Origin of the sequence: Bradyrhizobium vignae, assembly GCF_900324035.1 — a bacterium.
Classification (GTDB): Bacteria; Pseudomonadota; Alphaproteobacteria; order Rhizobiales; family Xanthobacteraceae; genus Bradyrhizobium; species Bradyrhizobium vignae.
Genome location: NZ_LS398110.1, coordinates 5892168 through 5913189, shown reverse-complemented (window position 1 = coordinate 5913189; position 21022 = coordinate 5892168). Strand labels below are relative to the sequence as shown.

The following is a 21022-nucleotide window of genomic DNA, read 5'->3' as shown; positions in this document are numbered from 1 at the left end:
AGCCTCGAACTCGACAGATCGTGCTGGACATCGATGGAGGCATCATGACCGGCACCACCAGCGGTTGGCTGACACGGCCGACATTTTCATGAAGCGAGAAGTGCTGGCATCGAGATCTGCGCCACGGCGCATGCTCTGCTCCCTCCCTCGCTTGCGGGGAAGGCTCAGGGAGAGGGTGTCTCCGCGAGGAAGAACTTTCTACAGGAGAAAGCCCTCACCCGAAGCTGAGCGTCACCTCTCCCGCAAGAGAAGCGGAAGAGGTGAAACCATCAGGCCAGCTTGACCGTCTCGGTCTTCACATCCTTGCCGAGCGCCTCGAACACCTTGGCGACGATGCCCTTGGCGTCGAGGCCGGCGCGGGCGTACATCGCCGCCGGCGTGTCGTGGTCCTGGAACACGTCGGGCAGCACCATCGAGCGGAACTTGACCATGCCCGTATCGAGCACGCCCTGGTCCGTCAGGAACTGCGCGACATGCGAGCCGAAGCCGCCGATCGAGCCTTCTTCGATCGTGATCAGGATCTCGTGGTCGCGCGCGAGCTTGAGCACCAGCTCGGTGTCGAGCGGCTTCATGAAGCGCGCATCGGCGATCGTGGTCGACAGGCCGTGGGCGGCAAGCTCATCAGCGGCCTTCTCGCATTCGGCGAGGCGGGTGCCGAAGGAGAGCAGGGCGATCTTGCTGCCCTGGCGGATCATGCGGCCCTTGCCGATCTCGAGCGGAATGCCGACCTCGGGCATCTCGACGCCGCGACCTTCGCCGCGCGGATAGCGCAGCGAGCTCGGACGGTCGTTGATCGCGACCTGGGTCGCCACCATGTGCACGAGCTCGGCCTCATCCGCCGCCGCCATGATCACCATGTTCGGCAGGCAGCCGAGATAGGCGTTGTCGAACGAGCCGGCATGGGTCGCGCCGTCGGCACCGACGAGGCCCGCGCGGTCGATCGCGAAGCGGACAGGCAGACTCTGGATCGCGACGTCATGCACGATCTGATCGTAGCCGCGCTGCAGGAAGGTCGAGTAGATGGCGCAGAACGGCTTGTAGCCTTCGGTCGCAAGACCGGCGGCGAACGTCACCGCGTGCTGCTCGGCGATGCCGACGTCGAAGGTGCGGTCGGGGAAGGCCTTGTTGAAGATGTCGACGCCGGTGCCCGACGGCATCGCCGCGGTGATGGCGACGATCTTGTCGTCCTTCTGCGCTTCCTTGACGAGGCTCTGGCCGAATACGTTCTGATAGGCCGGCGCGTTCGGCTTGGCCTTGGCCTGGGTGCCGGTCGCAACGTCGAACTTGACGACGGCATGGTACTTGTCCGCGGACGCTTCCGCCGGGCCGTAGCCCTTGCCCTTCTGCGTCACGACATGGACCAGGATCGGGCCGGTCTCCATGTCGCGGACGTTCTTCAGCACGGGCAGCAGATGGTCGAGATTGTGGCCATCGATCGGGCCGACATAGTAGAAGCCGAGCTCCTCGAACAGCGTGCCGCCGTCCATCATGAAGCCGCGGGAATATTCTTCGACGCGATTGGCGCGGTTGGCGAGGATCTTGGGCAGGCGCTTGTTGATCTGCTTGGCGGCATCGCGCAGCGTGCGATAGGTCTTGCCCGAGTAGAGCCGCGACAGATAGGCACTCATGGCGCCGACCGGCGGCGCGATCGACATGTCGTTGTCGTTGAGGATGACGATCAGGCGCGAGTTCATCGCACCGGCATTGTTCATGGCCTCATAGGCCATGCCGGCCGACATCGCGCCGTCACCGATCACGGCGATGACGTTGTTCTTGCCGCCGGAGAGGTCGCGCGCCACGGCCATGCCGAGGCCGGCGGAGATCGAGGTCGAGGAATGCGCCGCGCCGAACGGATCGTAGTCGCTCTCGCTGCGCTTGGTGAAGCCGGACAGGCCGCCGCCGGTGCGCAGCGTGCGAATGCGGTCGCGCCGGCCGGTGAGGATCTTGTGCGGATAGGCCTGGTGGCCCACGTCCCAGATCAGCCGATCGCGCGGCGTGTCAAAGACGTAGTGGATCGCGGTTGTGAGCTCGACCACGCCGAGGCCTGCGCCGAAGTGACCGCCGGTCACCGAGACTGCATCGATGGTCTCCTGCCGCAGCTCGTCGGCCACCTGGCGAATCTGCTCGACCTTGAGCTTGCGCAGGTCTTCCGGCGTCCGGATGGTGTCGAGAAGCGGCGTCTTACTGTATGCGTTCACGGCGATTTCCAATTTGTCAGCGCCGGAAGGTCATTCCGGTGCGCGATGGGTTTGCACAATATCGGCGCAGCGCGAGTCCTCAAACCGTCGGAGCCACCTGCACGGGGAATGCCCCGTCTTCAAGCTTAGGTAAGCTTAGGTGCGCTCCGGTTCAGTCTCTGTGATCCCTGTCACTCAGATCGGCTTCGTCCGTCCCAAGCCAATTTCATTAGCAATTTGAAGCGCTTGTCGTCGGTGATCGGTGCCCACGCAAGGCTTGCAAAAAGCCACACTCCGCGCAGCTTTACACCAAAGCTTGGGCCAAAGCCAACCCGCCGGACCGATTGTGGGTATGCAGGTGTAACTGGCGGGCCACATTGGTTAACCGTAGCCCGGGATAAGTGGCTCCGGCCCTGCTCGTTCCCTGGCAGGCTTTTTTGGCCTGAATGAGAGCTTTTTCGCCCTCAACGGCCGATTCTGGAAGGGGACGGCATCGATCCGCCGGCACGGAAACCGCGATGCTTTTCGAGAACGGCGCCGTGCAATCCTGAAAACGAAGCGGCGTCCACGCGCCCGTGAAGGCGTCTCGCGGGGGCCCTGCGTCGTCGGGCGACTGAGCGGGAAAGTCTAGGCTTCACTCCGGACGATTACTGGACGTCGAGCGGAGCAGTGCCCGTGGCCTGGCCGCTGGCATCGGTGGTGATCTTGTCGACGCGCGCCTCGGCTTGGCGCAGCAATTCCTCGCAGCGCCGCTTCAGGGCCTCGCCGCGTTCGTAGATCGTCACGGATTCCTCAAGCGGCACCTTGCCCTCTTCGAGCCGCTTCACGATCGTTTCGAGTTCCTCGATCGCGCGCTCGAAGGTGAGCCTGGAGACGTCGATTTGAGTATTTTCGGCCATATCCGTTTCCGATTGCCCGATTCGCTTTCACCTTGGAGAAAGCAGAGTTTTGCGGGCGTAATGTGGCGGGTGCGTCAAGCGCCCATCAGGGCGCTGACATGCGCCGTAACAGATTCTTTCAGTCCTTGCAGGTCATAGCCGCCCTCGAGCACCGAAACAATGCGGCCTCCGGCGGTCTTGTCGGCGAGATCCATCAGCTTGCGCGTCACCCAGGCATAATCCTCCGCGCGCAGGTTCAGCGAAGCCAGCGGATCGCGATAGTGTGCGTCGAAGCCCGCGGAGATGATCAGGAGCTCGGGGCTGAATTTTTCGAGGTGCGGCAGGATCAGATTCTCGAACGCGGAGCGGAATTCCGGGCCGCCGTCCTCGGAGGCGAGCGGCGCATTGACGATGGTGTCGTGGTCGCCGCGCTCGCTCTTCGCGCCGGTCCCTGGAAACAGCGGCATCTGGTGCGTCGAGCAGTACATCACGGTCGGGTCCGACCAGAAGATGTCCTGCGTGCCGTTGCCGTGATGCACGTCGAAATCGACGATGGCCGCCCGCTTGATGCCGTATTTGCGCTGGGCATGGCGCGCGGCGATGGCGACGTTGTCGAAGAAGCAGAAGCCCATCGGCTTGCCGATCTCGGCATGATGGCCGGGCGGGCGCACCGCGACGAATGCGTTGCGATGCTGGCCCGCCATCACCGCTTCGGTCGCCGCCACCGCGCCGCCGACGCCGCGCATCACCGCCTCCCAGGTGCCCGGCGACATCGAGGTGTCGCCGTCGATATAGACCTGCCCGCTCGTCGGGGCGATGTGGCGCAGCTCGGTGACGTAATGCTCGTTGTGGCAGAGCGTGACGAGATCGAGATCGCCCTCCGGCGCTTCCTCGCGCGCCAGGAACTGGAAGCGCTCGTGCGACAAAGCTTCTTCCACCGCGCGCAGACGATCCGGCCTCTCGGGGTGTCCCGGCGGCGTGACATGGTCGAGGCAGGCCTTGTGGGAAAGGAGAAGCGTGCTCATCAGGTCGGCCTCATGGGATGCGGGCTTTTGACGTGGTTGGCGCATCGGGCGCCAAAACGCAATGCAAAACCCAATCTAAGCGCTTGGCCGGGAATGGCAAAGGGCCGCCCGTTTGATCCGGATCAATTCACGCGCAGGATGCGGGTGGGCGGTAGCGGGCCGATCGGCCCGTGCGCCCGGAAAAACGCGAACAGCGCGTCCGCGTCGTAGCCGCCATATTGCGGCGCCGTGCCCTGCTTGGCGACGGTAAACCCGTCTCCGCCGACGGCGAGGTAGTCGTTGAGCGTGACGCGGTAACCGCTTCCAGCTTCGATCGGCCTGCCGTTGAGCGTCATGTTCTCGAGGCTGACGCGCTCGCCGAATGGCTTTGATGCATCCCAGGTATAGCTGAACCCGTTCGACACCTGGAGAATCCGCGGCCGCTTCGGGTCCAGCCATTGCTGCTCGAGCATGTCCTTGAGCTGGCTGCCCGTCAGCGTCATGGTAACGAGGCGGTTGCGGAACGGCTGGCTGGCAAAGACATCGCCGAACGTGATCGCGCCATTCTCCTTCGGAACGATGTCGGTGCGGATGCCGCCGGGATTGGTGAGCGCGATGACAGCGCTGCTATCCTTCGCATCGCGGGTTGCCAGCAATTGGGCGTCGGCAATGATATCGCCAAGCGCGCTTTCGCCGGACTCGTTCGGCACGCGCGACAGCGTCTGCGTCACCGAACCGGCCGGCCGGTTGGCGATCGGCGCAGAGAGCTTGTCGTAGGCCTCGATCAATGCGGTCTGCTCGGGATCCTTGGCCAGCGAAGCGTTGGCGACGATGACATTCTCGGCCCTGGCGCTGACGATGTCGCGCGTTGTGGGATCGAGCTTGAGGTCGATAGCGGTGACCAGCGTGCCGAATTTGTCGCCGCTGGTGACGAGCCGTCCATCGATATCGCAGACATAGGCGCGGTGGGTGTGGCCGCTGACGACGACGTCGACGGCGCGGTCGAACTTCTTGACGATATCGACGATCGGACCCGTGATGGCAGGGCATTCATTGTAGTCGCCGGCGGGTTCGCCGCCCTGATGGATCAGCACCACGATCGCTTCGACGCCGCGCGCCTTCAGCTGCGGCACGAGCGCGTTCACCGTCTCGGCCTCGTCGCGGAATTCGAGCCCGGCAATGCCCGCTGGCGAGACGATGCCGGCGGTTTCCTTCAACGTCAGCCCGATGAAGGCGACGGGGATGCCGTCGAACTCCCTGATCTCGTAGGGCGGCAGCACGCTCTTGCCGGTCGCGGTCTCGACGGTGGACGCCGCGAGGTAACGGAATCTGGCGCCCGTGAAGGGATGCGGTCCCTGGCAGCCGTCGATCGGATGGCAGCCGCCGTTCTGCATCCGCAAGAGTTCGGCCTTGCCCTCGTCGAATTCGTGATTGCCGACCGAGCTGATCGCAAGGCCCATCATCGAGAGCGACTCGATCGAGGGCTCGTCGTGGAACATCGCCGACAGGAACGGGCTCGCGCCGATCAGATCGCCGGCCGCGACGAAGATGGTGTTCTTGCGCCCCTCGCGCAGCTGCTTCACCAGTGTCGCCATGTACTCGGCGCCGCCGGCCGCCACCATCACTTTCTTGGTCTTGTCCTCAGGGTCATTGATGCGGATGCCGCCCGGCGGCGGCCGCAGATTGCCGTGGAAATCGTTGATCGCGAGAATGCGCAGCTCGACGGGGGCCGCGGTCTGGGCAGAGGCGGGAAGGACGTAGGTCAGCGCGAGTGCGGCGAGAATGGATCGGTATCGCATGGAACCGACACTAGTCGGTCCGCGCGAAGATTTCACGAAGCATTGTCGTGAACGTGCCGCACTTTCTTCCTTCTCCCCTTGTGGGAAAAGGTGGCGCGGACGAAGTCCGCGACGGATGAGGGGCCTCCTCCGAGCCCTCGATGCGGCATCGTTCGCTGGAGACATACCCCTCACCCGTCTCGCCGCTGGCCCACAAGGAGAGAGGGAGGAGGGGCCTACCGCTTCTTCCTGTTCGCGAACGCGTTGAACGCGGCAATCGCCTCATCCGACTTCAGTCGCTCGCCGAACAGATGACCTTCCTGGTCGATGCGGCGGGTCAACTCCTCTGGCGGGGCGCGCAGCAGCTTGCGCGAGGTTGCGACGGCCTCGGCCGGCAGCCGGCAGATCTCGCGCGCCACCTTGCGCGCCTCGACCTCGGTGTGTCCCGGCGAGACCACGGTGTTGACGAAGCCTGCGGCCTGCGCCTCCGCGGCGGTGAAGCTCCGGCCCATCACCAGCAGCGCGAAGGCGCGCTGGTAGCCCATCGTGCTCGGCATCAGGAGGCTGGCGGCACCGACCGGCACGAGCCCGAGATGGATATAAGGTGCGGAGAAGGTCGCAGCGTTCGAGGCCAGCACATAGTCGCAGTGGAACAACATCACGGTGCCCATCCCGATCGAGGCGCCGTCGACGGCTGCGATGATCGGCTTGGCATTGAGGGCGAGGGAATAGAGGAATTTGGCGCCGTTCGACAGCATCTCGGGGCGCGATGCGTCGGCGTGGAGAAAATCGTCGATGTCGTCCCCGGCGGTGAAGACGCCGGAGCCGCCGGTGATGATCATGCAGCGGATGTCCGGATTGTTCTGGGCGGTGTCGATCGCGCGGCTCATCTCCCGGTACATGTCCTGGGTGATCGCGTTCTTCTTGCCCGGACGGCGCAGGGTGATCACGCGCGTTCCGCGCTCTTCGGTGACGATGATGTTGCCATTCGGCATGAGAGCCCCCCTGCGCGCCGCGGCGCTTGCCGCTCGCGAGTGTCGCGAAGCAACAGCCTACATCATCTCACAGGCGTGCCAATGCGCTCGCTCAATCTTTCGGCGGCGAATTCCCATGAGTTTGATGCATGGCACCTGCCGCCGTCGCGTCTCGCAACAATTGGCTACAATGTTTCATTTGAAAAACCGGTGGTTGTGGGGCACGATCCGGCGCCCGTTCCATTCGATGGACTGCCCGATTTGACGATTGCGGCAACCCATATTGACGAATCCTCGCTGCACTACCGCGGCTGGCGCGTCGTGCTGGCCTGCTTCCTGATGGCCTTCTTCATGTTCGGTTTCGGGCTCTACGGCCAGGGGGTCTATCTCGCCGAGCTGCAGCGTGCCCATGGCTGGCCGGGCACGCTGGTTTCCGCGGCCAGCACCTTCTCGTTTCTCCTGACCTCCGTGCTGGTCGTCTTCACCGATGGTCTGCTCGAGCGAATCGGGTTGCGCTCGCTGATCCTGTGCGGCCTGGTGGCGCTCGGCGCCTCGACGGTGCTGCTGGCGCTGATGCAGACGCCATGGCAGCTCTATCTCGCTTATGCGCTGATGTCGGTCGGTTGGACCGGTATGGGCACCGTTGTGATTGCGATCCTGCTGAATTCCTGGTTCGAGCGCCGGCGCGGGCTAGCGCTCAGCCTCGCCTTCAACGGCGCGACCTGCGGCGGCATCATCCTCGCGCCGCTGCTGCTGTCGCTGACCGGCAGCATCGGCTTCCGTTCCGCGATGCTGGCGGCCACGCTCGCGATGATGGTGCTGGTGCTGCCGGTGGTCGTGACCTGCATCGGCTGGCCCACCGGGATGTCGCTGGCATCGGGCGGGCGCCCGCGCGCCGGCGGTGCGGCCGCACCAAGCCATCCCCGCAAAGCGTTGCTCGCCAATGCGGCGTTCTGGACCATGGTGCTGCCGATCGCGATCGCGCTGCTGGCGCAGATGGGATTCATCATCCACCAGGTGACGTTTCTGGAGCCGTTGATCGGGCGCGCCAGTGCCGGCCTCGCCGTGACCATCATGGCGGCGATGGCGATCGTCGGCCGCCTGTCGCTTGGCCTGTTCGTCGACCGGCTCGATCCGCGGCTCGCCTGTGCGGCGTCGATGACGAGCCAGGCGGCGGCACTGTTCGTGCTTCTCCAAAGCACGAGTCCGACCGTTCTGCTGGCCTGCTGTGCCGTTTACGGCTTTTCAATCGGCAACATGATCACGTTCCCGCCCTTGATCATCCAGCGCGAGATCGGCGCTGCCGCCTTCGCCGCCGCAATGGGACTGGGCACCTCGATCAGCGGCATCGTCAGCGCCTTCGGCCCTGGCATCGTCGGTCTCGTGCGCAGCCTCACGGGCAATTACACGACGGCGTTTGCGATGTGCGTCGTGCTCGATCTCGTGGCGGCCGGAGTCGTGCTGTGGCGGCCGGGGAGAAGGGCGGAGGAAACGCCAAATTTATCCACGTCGCCCTGAGGTGGCCGCTTCTTGCGGCCCTCGAAGGGCGACGGCCCAGCTGCATCCCGGCCGTTCATCCTTCGAGGCTCGCGATGCGTTCGCATCCCGAGCCTCGCACCTCAGGATGACGGATCAAGAGCGACGCGCCCACTTACCCCAGCAGCACCGCGTCCGCCGCCGCGACCGACTCCGCGCTCTCCGTCACGGTGCGCTCGAGCGCTCCCGCCTGCACCGCGATGTTCTCGGCAAAGAAGCGCGCGAGCGCGACGTAGCGTGCAGCGTCCGTATTGGCTTCGGCCTTGGCGGCGAGCGCCTCGGAGGCGAGCAGGCAGCCGCCGAGCGTCGCGCCGAACTGTTGCAAGTAGGGCGTCGCACCCGCAAGCGCCTCGTTTGGTGCGGAGGCAACGCGCTCCAGCAGCCATTTGCTGGTGCGCGTGACTGCCTCCAGCGCCTCGCGCAGCTTCGCACCCGTGGTGCCGAAACCGGGATCGTTGGAGGCCTCGACCTGCTTGACGGTCGCGGAGAGTTCGTCGAGCAGCGCCCACACCGCCGCGCCGCCATTGGCCGCGAGCTTGCGCGTGACGAGATCGATCGCCTGGATGCCGTTGGTGCCCTCGTAGATCGCGGTGATCCGGGCATCGCGGTAGTGCTGGGCCGCGCCGGTCTCCTCGATGAAGCCCATGCCGCCATGCACCTGCACGCCGAGATAGGCGACCTCGTTGCCGATATCGGTGGAATAGGCCTTGGCCATCGGCGTCAGCAGCGCCGCGCGTGCCGCCGCATCGGCGCGCACCTTCGCGTCCTTGGCGCGCGTCGAGACGTCGATGGCGACTGCGGTCGCATAGCAGATGGTGCGCGCGGCCGCAGTCTGCGCCCGCATCCGCATCAGCATGCGTTTGACGTCGGGATGCACGAAGATCGCATCCGAGCCGTCGCCCGTCTTGCCGACCGCGCGGCCCTGCTTGCGCTCCTGCGCATACGACAACGCCTGCTGGTAAGCGCGGTCGGCAACGCCGACGCCTTCCAGGCCGACGCCGAGGCGGGCCTGGTTCATCATCGTGAACATGCAGCGCATGCCCTGGTTCTCTTCGCCGATCAGGAAGCCGATGGCGCCGCCATGATCGCCCATGGTCATGGTGCAGGTCGGCGAAGCATGCATGCCCAGCTTGTGCTCGACACCGCTCGCGTAGATGTCGTTGCGCTGCCCGAGCGAGCCGTCCTTATTGACCATGAACTTGGGCACGAGGAACAGCGAGATGCCCTTGGTGCCGGCGGGCGCATCGGGCAGACGCGCCAGCACGAAATGCACGATGTTGTCGGTCATGTCGTGCTCGCCATAGGTGATGAAGATCTTCGTCCCCTTGATGCGATAGGTGCCGTCGGGCTGCTTTTCGGCGCGGGTGCGCAGCGCGCCGACGTCGGAGCCGGCCTGCGGCTCGGTCAGCTGCATCGTGCCGGTCCATTCGCCGGAGACGAGCTTTTCGAGATAGATCTTCTTCAGCTCGTCGCTGCCATGCGCGTCCAGCGCCTCGATCGCCGATGCCGTCAGCAGCGGGCAGAGGCCGAAGGCGACATTGGCCGCGCTCCAGATCTCGGTGCAGGCGGCGTTGATCGCGAGCGGCAGGCCCTGGCCGCCGAAATCTTCGGGGCCGGACACCGCGTTCCAGCCGCCCTCGGTCCAGCGCTTGTAGGCGTCAGGCCAGCCCGGCGCGGTCGTCACCTTGCCGCCCTCGAGCTTGATGCCGTGCTCGTCGCCGACCTTGTTGAGCGGCGCCAGGACGTCGGATGCGAACTTGCCGGCTTCCTCAAGCACGGCGGCCGCGAGGTCGGCGTCGAAATCGCCATAATGGCCGGCCTCCACGGCGGCCTTGAGGCCCGCGCCATGGTTGAGCGACAGCAGCATGTCAGAAATCGGCGCGCGGTAGGTCATGGCTCACTCCCGAGGACAATTGTTGGCGCCGTATTCCCATGAAACGGGGGCGGTCTCAACTGGGTGGACGTCGGGAACGGGGCGGCCGTTGGGCTCGGAATAGTGTGTGGGCCGCCAGCGGACTGGGCCAGGGGTATTTTGCCCCTCCAGACGGTTGAAATGACGCGCCGCTCCCTATAGACCGGCTGCGACCGACGGGAATCTGCGGTAGCCGGTTCTACCCCGTTCGCCGTCTGTTGGGGCGTAGCCAAGCGGTAAGGCAGCGGATTTTGATTCCGCCATTCGGAGGTTCGATCCCTCCCGCCCCAGCCAGAGAGCCCTCCGCGCCTGAAAATCCTGATGAATTCGGCCTGGCTGGGGAGCTGAGGCACAGCTCTGCGACACATTCCTGCTGCACAGGGTGTCGCTCGAACCATGGCTTTCCACATCTTTCGCCGCGAAGCGGTCTACTACTGGCGGCGCCGGACCCCTCGTGCGCTTGCCATTCGCTTCGGCCGCCCGCATCTTTCCATGAGCCTTCGGACGACGAGCCGCCTTGCCGCCCGTCGCCTGGCCACCCAACTCAACCTGACCTTGGACGACATCGCGATGTTTGCCGACGGCGCCGACCCGCATCTGACGCGATCTCAAATCGAGACAATGCTCCATGCCGTCGTCGACCGGCATCTGGCCAAGCTCGACCGGGTGGCCCTTGCAGCCAAGAGCGGGCCCGGCTTCGACGTCGCCCAGGCGAAAGCCTACGACAAAAGGGCTTATTGGGCTTATGCGCTGTTGGACGCCCAGGGCGTCACGGCCGTCGTACGCGACGAGGATCGCGAGCGCATGGCCGCCGACGGGCTCTCCGAGCTCGACATCGAGGCGGTCCAGGACCACCTGGCCATGCTCCGCGTCAACGAACTCGTCCCGACGAAGCACTACATCCTGCGGGGCATGATCGAGGGCGTCGCGGCAAAGCCGACCGCCATGAATCTCGCCGTGGCCCAGGGGACCTATCTTCGCGGGATGAAGCTGGCGCTGGCCCAGTCCGACCGGCGCTACGGTGGAGCGAGGATCGAGGACGACGGGCTGGTGGATCGCATGATGCTCGCCGAGAGCGATCCACCGACGCCGGCTTCATCGATTGTGAATCGTTCGGTGGATCGCCCCGCCGATCCACCGAAGGTCGACGCTCCCACGATCCCGCAGTTCATTCCGATGGCCGACTTCGCCCAATTTGCTGACCGCGTCGTCCAGCAGAATGACGCGGACGAGCACTGGGACGAAAAAACCCAGCAGCAGGCGAAGAGCATCGCAAACCTGTTCGTCAAGTTCATGGTCCAGGATCAGCGCATTCTCGATCTCGGCCTGCTGCGTCAGCAACACGTCGGCAAGTTCGTCGATTTCTTGCGTTTCGACATCTACAAGCACTACGGCAAGTCGACGCGGGACGAGCAACTGACGATCGAGCAGCTTCGCGAGAAGGGGCGATCCGTCGTGCAGGCCAAGCGTGGGATCGGTGGCGGCACGCTCAATCGCCATGCGACCTTCCTCGGCCAGATCTTCGACCACGCCATCGCGCGCGGTGTGAAGAGCCTGGAAAGCATCGATCTGACCAAACTGCGCGCAAAGAGCCGCAGCAAGAACAAGCGCGCCCGCGACGAGAGGCGCAAGCTCCCCATCGACAGCGCGAAGGCGATCTTTCAGACGCCGCCGTTCATCAACTGCGCCGGCTGGGACGATCTCGGGAAGTGGGGCGAGCAGGGTGGGGCTCTGATCTTCCATTGCGCGCTCTACTTCGTTCCGATCCTCATCTACTACTCCGGTGCGCGGCGCGAGGAGCTTTGCGGTGCGATGGTGGACGACATCATCTTCGATCGCGAGGGGTGCATACCGTACATCCACATCGGGGCCAATGAGCAGCGGCGCATCAAGAACGCCCAATCGAAGCGAAACATCCCCCTCCATCCGGAGCTGATCCGGTTGGGCTTCCTCGATTATGTCAGCAAGATCAAGGCGCTCGGATACAAGCTCCTCTTCCCCGATCTATACTCTCCCAGCACCCGGTCGCCACTCGGCAATCGCTTCTACAAGCTGTTCAAGCCGATCCTCACGGCAGCTAAAATCACCGAAGAGGGGCTGGGCGCGCATGCCGTGCGCCATCTCTTCGGCGCCCAGCTGAAGAAGAAGCTGCTGTCAAAGGAGGACCGCGCGGACCTTCTCGGGCATGGCGGCGACAGCGAGACCAGCGAGCGCTACTGCGAGCCCCATGAGCTCGACACCCTGTTCGAGTTCATCATGAAACTCGACGTGGTCACCGACCATCTCGAACCGCAGGCCGTGAACTTGATACCGTGGGTCGAAAGCATGCAGGTCGCGCCGTTCTCCCAGCCATCGCGTGCTAAAAAGCCGCTGGTTAGAGCACGGGGATCATAATCCTGGGGTCGGGGGTTCGAGTCCCTCCCCCGCTACCAGATCCAGCGTGTCCGGCCCGGAGACATGGGTAACGAAACGTACCTAAGAGATGGGTGACAACCTCGTGCCGATCGGGTTGTCGCGGGGTTTCAAAGTCATCTGCTCCAAGTTCGCTTCAAATTGAGATGGCCTGCAATCTGCTGCATTTCAGCGTGACGCATTCATGGCACGGCTATTTTTGCTCGGCTCGCGCTATCGCCGTCAACCCCGCGCGTGCCGCGCCCCTTCGGGCTTCGGGGGTTGACCGCGACAGCGGAGCCAAGCAAGTGGCCTTCCATGCCAAGAATGCACAAGAGCGCGTCTCCGTCAGGGCGCCGTGGTCGTGGCGGGGACATCGGTGATGGGCCTCGGACCGAACGGGTTGTCGAGAGGTTGCAAGGTCTTCTGTTCGAGATCGAAATAGCCGAGATCGTAATGCATGAAGCTGACGAGCCAGATGCCCTCGTCGACCTCCTTGATGCCGAGCTTCTGGCCAGCCAGGACGGTTGAGATGTTGATCCTCTTGCGATGCAGGCAGAGGCGGCCGCAGGCAGTGACGACGACGTCGCGGTCGTGGAAGGGATAGCTCAACTCCGGCAGGCCGGCATAGGCCCGCGCTGAGGCCGTGTAGACCTCGGCAGGGCACTTCATGCCGAGCGCCTCGTGGGGGCGCTCGGTATTGAACTCGTGCACGAAGGCATCGAAGCGCTCCTGCTGTTGCAGGCTGTTGAAGCCAGGCGGCCTGGTGGCCTCCTTCTTGAGGGTGAGGTGCATGCGCTCGTGCCGGCCATTTTGTTGCGGATGACCTGGCTTGATGCGCTCGATGGCGATACCGAGGCGGAGCCACCATACCGAGAGCTTGGAAAGATTGAACAAGGCATTGGGACTGGCAAACGGCACGCCATTGTCGGACCGAATGGCAAGCGGCAGGCCGCGCTCGCGGAACAGGCGCTCGAAGGCGGTCATGGCAGGCTCCTCGCGCGTGGAGTCGAGCGCCTCGCACAGCAGCAGGAAGCGCGCGGCATGATCGCTGACGGTCAGCGGGAAGCAGTAATGGCTGTTGCCAAGCTTGAACTCGCCTTTGAAGTCGGCGCACCAGACATCGTTCGGGGCAGTCCCTTGCGATAGCGACGTGCCGCGCGCGCGATGGCGCGGCCCGCCGCCCCGCCTGACCAGGCCGTGGCGATCGAGCACCGCATGAATGGTGCTTTTGGCCGGCACCCGGACATCGCCGTCGAGCCGTCGCACCAGGAGTTCGCGGATCTTGCGGGCCCCCCAATGCGGCTTCTCGGCCTTGAGCTGGACAATCAGCGTCTCGATCTGGGCCGGCAGTTGATTGGCGTAGCGAACCGGCCGCCTGGAGCGGTCGCTCAGCGCCTCCAGGCCATGTTCCTTGTAGCGATCGAAAATCTTGTAGCCGGTCTTACGGGAGATGCCGAACTCCCGGCAGACATCCGTCATGGCTTCCCCGTCCAACAGGCGGGCGACAAAGCGAAGGCGCTCCTCCATTACCGAACTCGCTTTCCACGGCATCCACACCTCCCGCAGAACAAAAGCGGAAAGTGTAACCCATGTGCCCGGTACGTTCTGTCACCTATGTCTCGGGCCGCTCACCCCCGACATAGCCATGTTCGGAAACAGGGCCGGATTGTCGCACAGAGCGGCCAGTCGGCCCTTGACGTCGATGCGAACGCGACGATCATCCTCAACGCTGGCCTTGGACCCTGCGCCCCCCGGCCGGCTCGGACTGGCATGCACGATGATCGCGGTCACCAGTTCACGGATCGTTGCAAACTCGGTTGCGCTGCCACGCTTGAACTCTTCGGCCAACTCCCGGACTGCGCGTTTGTAGCGGTCGAGAGCCTTAGGATGAAGCGTGATGACGTTGTCGGCTTCGTTGGTCTCCTCAAGTTGCGCGGCGAGCGCCTTGCGATCGGCCTCCAGTTCATTCATTCGCGGGATGAGCGCGTCGGTAGCCATCCCTTTCACGATGAAATCCACGATGCGCTTGATCTCGCGCTCGATCTCGCCCAGGCGTCCCTCGATCCGGGTGCGTTCGGTGCTCGCCTCTTGTTAATCAGGTCAATCAGCCCGGTCTTGGGGGACGGGAACTGCGTGGCGGTTCTGCGTAAGAAGTCGGGTGATCGGGCCAAACTCGCTCCCCGCAGTCATCAGAACAGGTCTGATGTCTGGCCGATCCCTAATACCCAATGACCCAAACGGAAAGGAAACCGACGCGACAAGGGCGGAGCGCACACGCCGCACGCCAAGCCAACCGACGCCGCAATGGCGGAGCGCAAGCCGCACGCGGGGGGGGGGGAGCAAAAATGTTGCGCCGCGGCGGCCCCCGCGACCGCACCGGCCGGTCGTACGCAATGGGATTAAATTCCTAAAGGGGGGTTGCGCATTTTGACGACGTTTAGCCCAGGAGGTCCACCATGGAAACCGCGGCGAAGGGGCTTTCACCGATTGGCCGCCGCCCAGCGCATGCGGGAACACCGCGCGCGCCAGGCGAGATACGCCGGCGAGTTGGAGCAAAGCTTGGGCGATGATGGAGCGGCCGTCCGCGATCTTGCACTAACTCGCCGATCATGGCTCTACGGTAATCGACGACGTCAACGATCGTAAGGCACGGGGGATGTAACCGGCCTGATGATCTTGAAAGGCCCCGGCGGAGTGAGCACGCCGGGGCATTTCTTTTGACAGTCTATGGGCGCGCGGCTCCCGCCTAGCGCTGATGGCCCAAACCAATTCCAAGGCTGAGAGCCTTCTGCCTCAACGAGCCCTCGGAGCGCTTCATCAGCTTCGAGAGTTTGGCAACGGGGGTGCGGGCCTTGGAATGCGCCTTGAGCAGCTTCACGTCGTCTTTGGTGTACTCTTTGCGCTTGCTCTTCGTCTTTTTTGCCACGTGATGTTCTCCGGCCCTTCACGCGATATATCGATGCCGTGTACTACGATGTCGCCATGACGCTGTCCACCGTGTCGCGCATTTAAGCGTACCCTGGATGGTCGCAGAGATCGATCAGATTATCTTGGGCGTGGAGACACACAAGGCGTTAACGATGGAGCGCGCACGCCGGAAGCGGTGGCAGCGCGCTGTTGAGGCCGGCTCCGCGCAAGTCGAAATCATCAATGCTTGCCTACCAACAAACTTGAGCTGTCAGTTCGTTGCCGGCTAACCAACATCAGCCAACGGTTGCCTAGCAACAGGAAACATCAATCTGACGTTGGTTGGCAACGTAATCGATCTGAGTTGATGTTTAGTGAGCGTAGCAGTCGATCCTCTTTCAAAAAATTTTAGTCGCCGAGATCAATCGGTTGCATCGGTAAAGCCCTACTTACACGCGGCGTTCGCAGGGTAGCTCGCTCTTCGATTGATCGACGAGTGCGGTGCTTTGAGCCTATCATTCGCTCAGGTTGATCGAGTGGGTTTTCGCACCATCCAGCGCCGATATAGACCAGTGCCATCACTTGACGGGCGTCACGCTCGTCCATAACGGCCAGCGTCTGCAAGGCCAGTGTAAAGCGAGCGTCAACCGAATGCGCGCCCCGCAATGTTTGCGGGGCGCGCATTGCATCTGAAGAGGTCAGGATAAGAAGATTGTTCGCAACGCGGGAGGACGACGATGGTGACCAAGCTGGAGCACGCTCGCGCTCTCAAACAGATGAAAATACCGCTCAACACTCCTGTCGAGCAACGCACGTTCAGCGCGGAATACACGCGCAATTGGGTTCACCTTATGGCGGCCCATCGCGAGTTTACGCAGGCGGTGACTCAGTACACGACGGGCACGCGCGCTGGATCACCCGGCAAGTGGAAGCTCATGCGGTGCAAGCTGATCGCGCTCGACCGGGCATTCAGCCGGTGCGGAGTGTTGCTCGGCAAGTTGGGCGGTGACGTGCTGCCGCCCGAGTTCAGGACTGAACAAGACGAACACGAACACGCTATCCTCGGCCATTTCCTCACCGAACACGCGGCGCCTTTCATTCAATTTTGGAAGGATGCCATCGATGCTGTCGATGCTGGAGCGTCCTTGACGATCAAGCCGAGCGACATCCCGCCATGGCCGTGAACGGTGAGCTTCAGACCGCACGGTTAAGTGTTCCAGCGCGTGAACATTACAAATACTTATTCTGGTCACAATGACACAGCGATATCGCCGACGTGCCTCGAAAAGATAAGAGCAAGGGCCTCCTTGATCTGTTTTTGTGACATGTCGGCGTCGACCTCGGAGGTATCGAACTTTTGTTTGCCGCATCAAACGCGCCGCGCCGCCGTTGACAGACGACGATAACCGACACTGTCCACGAGATGCGGTGCGACCGTTCGAATTTGATCCAGAGCATCCGTCAAGTCGTAGGGAATGACTGCGCCCTCCGACGTTCCAATAGTATGGTCCAGCAACCGCAGCAAAGCGTTTGCCTTGACCTCATCATCGATCATTGAAAGCTTCTTACTTTCCCCCTCATCACCATAAAGGCCGTAGTCGAGCATCGACCAACATTCGAAGGGCACCAAAAATCGTTCAATCACTTCAACTGCGTCGGCGAACGCCTCACGTGACGTAGCTGGAAGATCGGCGAGAGCCTTGCTCACGCCGGGCGTCGCGAGCGAACGCTCCTGCGGCCACACACCGCGAAAAAATGGCATTGCGGCGGTTCGGAACAGAGCAGCAGCAGAAGGCGGCTCACCACCCCGTGGGGCCTGTGAGGAAAGGTCTTTGACAAACTGCTGAACGGCGTTTGCAGCGGTTGCCCGGACTTCGTCGTCCAAAGTTCGCACCATCTGCTGAACGCGCGCATTTGGAACAGCAGGTTCGCGGTTCTCGCGAAGCGCGTGGAGTGCTTCAACAATGAGGCTAAACACCAAACGTCCGCGCACTTCTCTTCCTAACCTTCGATCTGTTGCTTTTTCTGCCATCGCGTTGCCGATGAACTTGAGCACATCGGTGAAACGAGTTGCCCGCGCAACAGCGCGCCAAAGGGTGAGCGAGGCTCCATCTCCCTTTTGGAGAGGCGTGACGAGGTTCTCCTCCGTCCAAGCGCGATCTGCACGCAGGAAGTAGGGTAGCCCTTCGATAAGACGGTGCCGGGTGATCAATCCGCTAAGGCCATCAGCGGTGATAAGGACATCCCTCATCTGGCGTGCGGCTGCTCCAGCCTCGAACGGACTCGGAACTTGGTTGAGTGAAGGACAAGCAGCGAGGAAAACACCGACGAGTTTGCCGACTGGCGTGTTGAGCGTATCAATGTCCGTTGGCTCTCGATCATTGTCCACAATCGTAGCTGCCACGCTAAGATTGGCACCGTCTTCACTCTCGGCCTGGTTGTTTGTGGCCGTTACAGCCAACGGCCAAACCTTCAGCCATACAGCAAGCCCATCTGCGGAGACCACCACATGCTTTCGCCAATGGTCTAACCAACTGCTAATGCCCTCAATGGCGATCGATAGGGTCCTCTCGGATAGCTGCGCAAGCAGCGCCAATACGCGATCGGCTTCATTTTGAAAGTCCTGTGCGGAAGCATCTACCGGTTCCGGCCGCGTGGGCGAGTGTGCCCATCCGAAACGGTTCCATACTCTTGGGAATTCGTCTCCGCCACGTTCCGCCTGCTCCAGGTCATTTAGTATCAGCGCGACCTTCGTGGGCTGCCTAAGCCAATCATCCGCACGTCCTGCGGGATCGTCGCTCCATCTCTCGCCAGCACTTGCAAGAGCAGTTTCGAGCGCTCGCAGCCGCGCTAGGCCTTCCAGAGCGTCATATCGATCATCTGGGCTAGAAACGACATCTTTGACCGTCACTCCCTCCGGAAGGCCCTCGTCGGCACTCATACCTATCAAGTCAGGGAATTTTCCGATCTCAGCATCAAGCCATGCCTTAACATTTTGTGGCAGGTTGCCATTGGCCAGATCAATGCGCTTCAATTCTCGAAGCGCCCAATACAGCCGGCCAATCTTGACCTTTTCCGGTTCTGCCTTCTTTGGCCAAAAACTCCGGGGTGGACCTTTCCGGAGACGAGCAGTTAGTGTTGCTTGCGCCTCCGCACCGAGTTCGCCAAATCGCGCTGCTCTAAGCTCGGCGATTTCAGGGTACCCATGCAAATCCCAAAATCTGCTATCATCAAGCGCAAGCATGAACGCACTAAATTCCGCAGCAGATGCCACCTTAGGATTGCGTGCGGCGGCGGCCCAAAGTCGAATGTGAACCGGCGTGTTCGTCAACTTCCACCGTCGAACAAAAGACAACTCCTGCTCGCGGATCAGTTCACCAATCCTAGTGACGACCTCGTATAGGAGCTTGACTGCAGGTGCGATGCCATGATGGTAAGCATCGGGGTCGTCCTGTCCATCGACCGTTCTTCGGCTGCGAACAACGTAATTGACACGGCTCAAATCGCCCAATTGCCAGAGGCGATGTTGTCCGTCCCAACCGATGCGACGTCCGATATCAAGACCATGATCAACTGCCCGGTCTAAAGCATTGGCCAACGCTGTTAGAAATGGAACATCGTCGAGTTTTTCTAGCTCGAGAACGTCCAAGTCCACAACCTCGCCGCTCGTCAATCCTGCTGAAACCAATTGCCGGAAAGTCTTTGGTCGTCGGGGCACCTTGGCGAACTGCCTGAAGGAGGAAGTTAGGGCCTCAACTTTCAGGCGTGGAGCAACTAAATCGACAATCGCCGAAACGATTGCGCCGGAGCGATCGCCGGAGCGCAGTCGTCTCTGGATTTCGTAGATTGCGGTTGAAGCACCGCTCTCAACAGGTCTCTCCGACCAACTCTCTTCAATCAAACGCCAGGTCGTCGCCCACGGTTCATTAGCCACGTCGGCACGTTGACTACTCAACAGGTTCTCGATCGCAGCACGCTCGATCCGCCTATCGCGCCCCAACCGCACAGCCCAGTCGATAGTGCTTGGCTCTGCGAGACGATTGTCTAGGAATGCGAGAGCCGCTCGGAACACCGATCGATCGTTCTCGTCGAGATATGCCCATGAGGGGATCATGTGCGGTGGACCCGTTCTCTTTCGGTGCCAATCTTCATTATCGCGTCTAGCCAACCGAGATCGGCGCTTGCAGCAGAAGCCAGCCCAGCAAGCCGGACGCGTTCGCTGGCGTTGCTCCTTCTGATCAAATGGTCAAATAAATCGCGATCCTCATCCGAGGCTACGGCTCTCCCTCTCTTTACGATCCGCCGGATCGCCGCATCAATCGTTTTTCTATTGCCATTGATTGCCGAGAGATCCGCCCATCTCTCTAGCGTCATTCGCAGCGCACTATGTCCTCCATTCGCATCGTAGTGAATAGGAGTGATCCCACGGGCGTTCCAATCTTCCAACGCCACCGGATCGGGCGCGTTGGTGCCGAAGAATGTGAACCGCTCCTTTAGATCATCGAAACGCGAGCCGTCGGCCGCTACTGCGTTCAAGAGATATCGCATTGGCGGATCATTCGCGCTGTAACCGACTAGCACCAAGTGAAACAAGCGAGCCGCATCATAAATGAAATCGGGTACCACGCGCCGCCTAAGATAGTATTCGCCAAAGTCTCGATCCGATAAGACAAGTTCGGAAAAGCGTTCCGGGCTGCGGTCGAGCGCTCCATGAATGTGCAGGACACCCGAAAATTCACTTTGTCTACTTGGCCGAGGGATCGACCCGAGCGAGTAGGTGCTAGGACGTAGTTTCTTGACAGCCATTTCAAGGAGCAGATCGAAATTGGTGGTGACGATCGTGGTCATTCCACCTCGATCTGCGAGACGCATTAGCGTACGATGAATAGATGCCGGACGACTATCCCCTTGGCGCAGGCGCTTGGCGACTTCTCGTCGAACGTGGCTATCGCCTCGGGTCTGATTGTCCAAACGTCGTTCAAGCATTCCGAGAACGAGGTCGTAGTCACCTGCGATAAACCGCTTTACTTCCGCAGCCTGCCGCTCGCTCAACTCCTTGCAGTCAGCCGCCCATTGATTGCACGCCGATGAAGGCAAATCCTTTAGAACAGCATGAACCGCTGCATCGAGGACTTTATAGACGTCGATCACTAGTTCTCGAAAGTCCGGCAGGTTTGCGGGCCGCGAGATGCCAGCGCCGCAAACAAACAGTACTTCCCCACGCGCGTGCGCCAGCATTAGCCTTTCTGGAATTGCCGCCAAACCTGGACCGAGAGAAATTACTCGATCCTCCACAGATGCTTCGGTTCTCATTCATACCCCGCCCACACCAATCGCTGTGAAATTGATCGGCGCATGTCCTGTTGGTTGCATCAACTGCAACAGAGAACTGTTGGTCAACCCCTTCCGTCGGATTACTGGACGCAAACTTGAGATGGGGCTCCGGGAGCCGGACCAGCGAC

At 62.0% G+C, this 21022-nt stretch carries 14 protein-coding genes and 1 tRNA gene; 4 read left to right on the top strand and 11 right to left on the bottom strand.

Translation table 11 applies throughout. The features are described from left to right. Positions 1 to 269 precede the first annotated feature (269 nt). The 5 genes from dxs to BRAD3257_RS28710 form a co-directional block, all read right to left on the bottom strand. Positions 270 to 2198, bottom strand: coding sequence for a 1-deoxy-D-xylulose-5-phosphate synthase (gene dxs / locus BRAD3257_RS28730; RefSeq protein ID WP_122406805.1), 1929 nt, complete (start codon positions 2196 to 2198; stop codon positions 270 to 272). 626 nt (positions 2199 to 2824) lie between these two features. After that, positions 2825 to 3076: an exodeoxyribonuclease VII small subunit gene (locus BRAD3257_RS28725; RefSeq protein ID WP_122404671.1), complete on the bottom strand. Its 252-nt coding sequence runs from the start codon at positions 3074 to 3076 to the stop codon at positions 2825 to 2827. Positions 3077 to 3150: 74 nt separating this feature from the next. Beyond that, complete coding sequence (locus BRAD3257_RS28720) at positions 3151 to 4080, bottom strand: histone deacetylase family protein (RefSeq protein ID WP_122404670.1); 930 nt, start codon at positions 4078 to 4080, stop codon at positions 3151 to 3153. A 122-nt stretch (positions 4081 to 4202) separates the two neighbouring features. Further along, positions 4203 to 5858 carry a bifunctional metallophosphatase/5'-nucleotidase gene (locus BRAD3257_RS28715; protein WP_122404669.1) on the bottom strand — a complete coding sequence of 552 codons (1656 nt, stop codon included), beginning with the start codon at positions 5856 to 5858 and terminating at the stop codon, positions 4203 to 4205. Positions 5859 to 6073: 215 nt separating this feature from the next. After that, the gene (locus BRAD3257_RS28710; RefSeq protein WP_122404668.1) at positions 6074 to 6832 is read right to left on the bottom strand and encodes an enoyl-CoA hydratase-related protein; all 759 of its coding nucleotides are present in this window, start codon (positions 6830 to 6832) and stop codon (positions 6074 to 6076) included. Between the two features lie 189 nt (positions 6833 to 7021). Between BRAD3257_RS28710 and BRAD3257_RS28705 the strand changes: the two genes are divergently transcribed. Further along, entirely contained in the window at positions 7022 to 8329 is a 1308-nt protein-coding gene (locus BRAD3257_RS28705; protein WP_244607729.1) for an MFS transporter, read from the top strand. Positions 8330 to 8462: 133 nt separating this feature from the next. Here BRAD3257_RS28705 and BRAD3257_RS28700 read toward each other — a convergent pair whose 3' ends face one another. Then, the gene (locus tag BRAD3257_RS28700) at positions 8463 to 10241 is read right to left on the bottom strand and encodes an acyl-CoA dehydrogenase family protein (RefSeq protein ID WP_122404667.1); all 1779 of its coding nucleotides are present in this window, start codon (positions 10239 to 10241) and stop codon (positions 8463 to 8465) included. 237 nt (positions 10242 to 10478) lie between these two features. Between BRAD3257_RS28700 and BRAD3257_RS28695 the strand changes: the two genes are divergently transcribed. Continuing rightward, a tRNA-Gln gene (locus tag BRAD3257_RS28695) sits at positions 10479 to 10553 on the top strand. 102 nt (positions 10554 to 10655) lie between these two features. Then, positions 10656 to 12653: a DUF6538 domain-containing protein gene (locus BRAD3257_RS28690; protein ID WP_122404666.1), complete on the top strand. Its 1998-nt coding sequence runs from the start codon at positions 10656 to 10658 to the stop codon at positions 12651 to 12653. Between the two features lie 345 nt (positions 12654 to 12998). Here the strand turns inward: BRAD3257_RS28690 and BRAD3257_RS28685 are convergent, their stop codons facing one another. From BRAD3257_RS28685 to BRAD3257_RS28675, 3 genes are all read right to left on the bottom strand, one after another. Further along, entirely contained in the window at positions 12999 to 14204 is a 1206-nt protein-coding gene (locus BRAD3257_RS28685; RefSeq protein WP_122400437.1) for an integrase core domain-containing protein, read from the bottom strand. 57 nt (positions 14205 to 14261) lie between these two features. After that, positions 14262 to 14672 carry a hypothetical protein gene (locus BRAD3257_RS28680; RefSeq protein WP_181956126.1) on the bottom strand — a complete coding sequence of 137 codons (411 nt, stop codon included), beginning with the start codon at positions 14670 to 14672 and terminating at the stop codon, positions 14262 to 14264. 727 nt (positions 14673 to 15399) lie between these two features. Further along, entirely contained in the window at positions 15400 to 15579 is a 180-nt protein-coding gene (locus tag BRAD3257_RS28675; RefSeq protein WP_122404665.1) for a hypothetical protein, read from the bottom strand. Positions 15580 to 16297: 718 nt separating this feature from the next. Here BRAD3257_RS28675 and BRAD3257_RS28670 point away from each other — a divergent pair. Further along, positions 16298 to 16744 (top strand): hypothetical protein, encoded by a 447-nt coding sequence (locus BRAD3257_RS28670; RefSeq protein ID WP_122404664.1) that lies wholly within the window; start codon positions 16298 to 16300, stop codon positions 16742 to 16744. 185 nt (positions 16745 to 16929) lie between these two features. On the opposite strand, the gene BRAD3257_RS28665 is transcribed toward BRAD3257_RS28670, so the two are convergent. Both BRAD3257_RS28665 and BRAD3257_RS28660 read right to left on the bottom strand, forming a co-directional pair. Next, positions 16930 to 19674: a hypothetical protein gene (locus BRAD3257_RS28665; RefSeq protein WP_122404663.1), complete on the bottom strand. Its 2745-nt coding sequence runs from the start codon at positions 19672 to 19674 to the stop codon at positions 16930 to 16932. Then, positions 19671 to 20873 carry an SIR2 family protein gene (locus tag BRAD3257_RS28660; RefSeq protein ID WP_122404662.1) on the bottom strand — a complete coding sequence of 401 codons (1203 nt, stop codon included), beginning with the start codon at positions 20871 to 20873 and terminating at the stop codon, positions 19671 to 19673. The genes BRAD3257_RS28665 and BRAD3257_RS28660 overlap by 4 nt, the downstream gene beginning before the upstream one ends. Positions 20874 to 21022 lie beyond the last annotated feature (149 nt).

What these genes read in the sequence shown, in the direction of transcription:
- BRAD3257_RS28660 (WP_122404662.1), bottom strand. Translation starts at nt 20,873, where the DNA reads ATGAGAACCGAAGCATCTGTGGAGGATCGAGTAATTTCTCTCGGTCCA.
- BRAD3257_RS28665 (WP_122404663.1), bottom strand. Translation starts at nt 19,674, where the DNA reads ATGATCCCCTCATGGGCATATCTCGACGAGAACGATCGATCGGTGTTC.
- BRAD3257_RS28685 (WP_122400437.1), bottom strand. Translation starts at nt 14,204, where the DNA reads ATGCCGTGGAAAGCGAGTTCGGTAATGGAGGAGCGCCTTCGCTTTGTC.
- BRAD3257_RS28670 (WP_122404664.1), top strand. Translation starts at nt 16,298, where the DNA reads ATGGTGACCAAGCTGGAGCACGCTCGCGCTCTCAAACAGATGAAAATA.
- BRAD3257_RS28720 (WP_122404670.1), bottom strand. Translation starts at nt 4,080, where the DNA reads ATGAGCACGCTTCTCCTTTCCCACAAGGCCTGCCTCGACCATGTCACG.
- BRAD3257_RS28715 (WP_122404669.1), bottom strand. Translation starts at nt 5,858, where the DNA reads ATGCGATACCGATCCATTCTCGCCGCACTCGCGCTGACCTACGTCCTT.
- BRAD3257_RS28710 (WP_122404668.1), bottom strand. Translation starts at nt 6,832, where the DNA reads ATGCCGAATGGCAACATCATCGTCACCGAAGAGCGCGGAACGCGCGTG.
- BRAD3257_RS28725 (WP_122404671.1), bottom strand. Translation starts at nt 3,076, where the DNA reads ATGGCCGAAAATACTCAAATCGACGTCTCCAGGCTCACCTTCGAGCGC.
- BRAD3257_RS28700 (WP_122404667.1), bottom strand. Translation starts at nt 10,241, where the DNA reads ATGACCTACCGCGCGCCGATTTCTGACATGCTGCTGTCGCTCAACCAT.
- BRAD3257_RS28690 (WP_122404666.1), top strand. Translation starts at nt 10,656, where the DNA reads ATGGCTTTCCACATCTTTCGCCGCGAAGCGGTCTACTACTGGCGGCGC.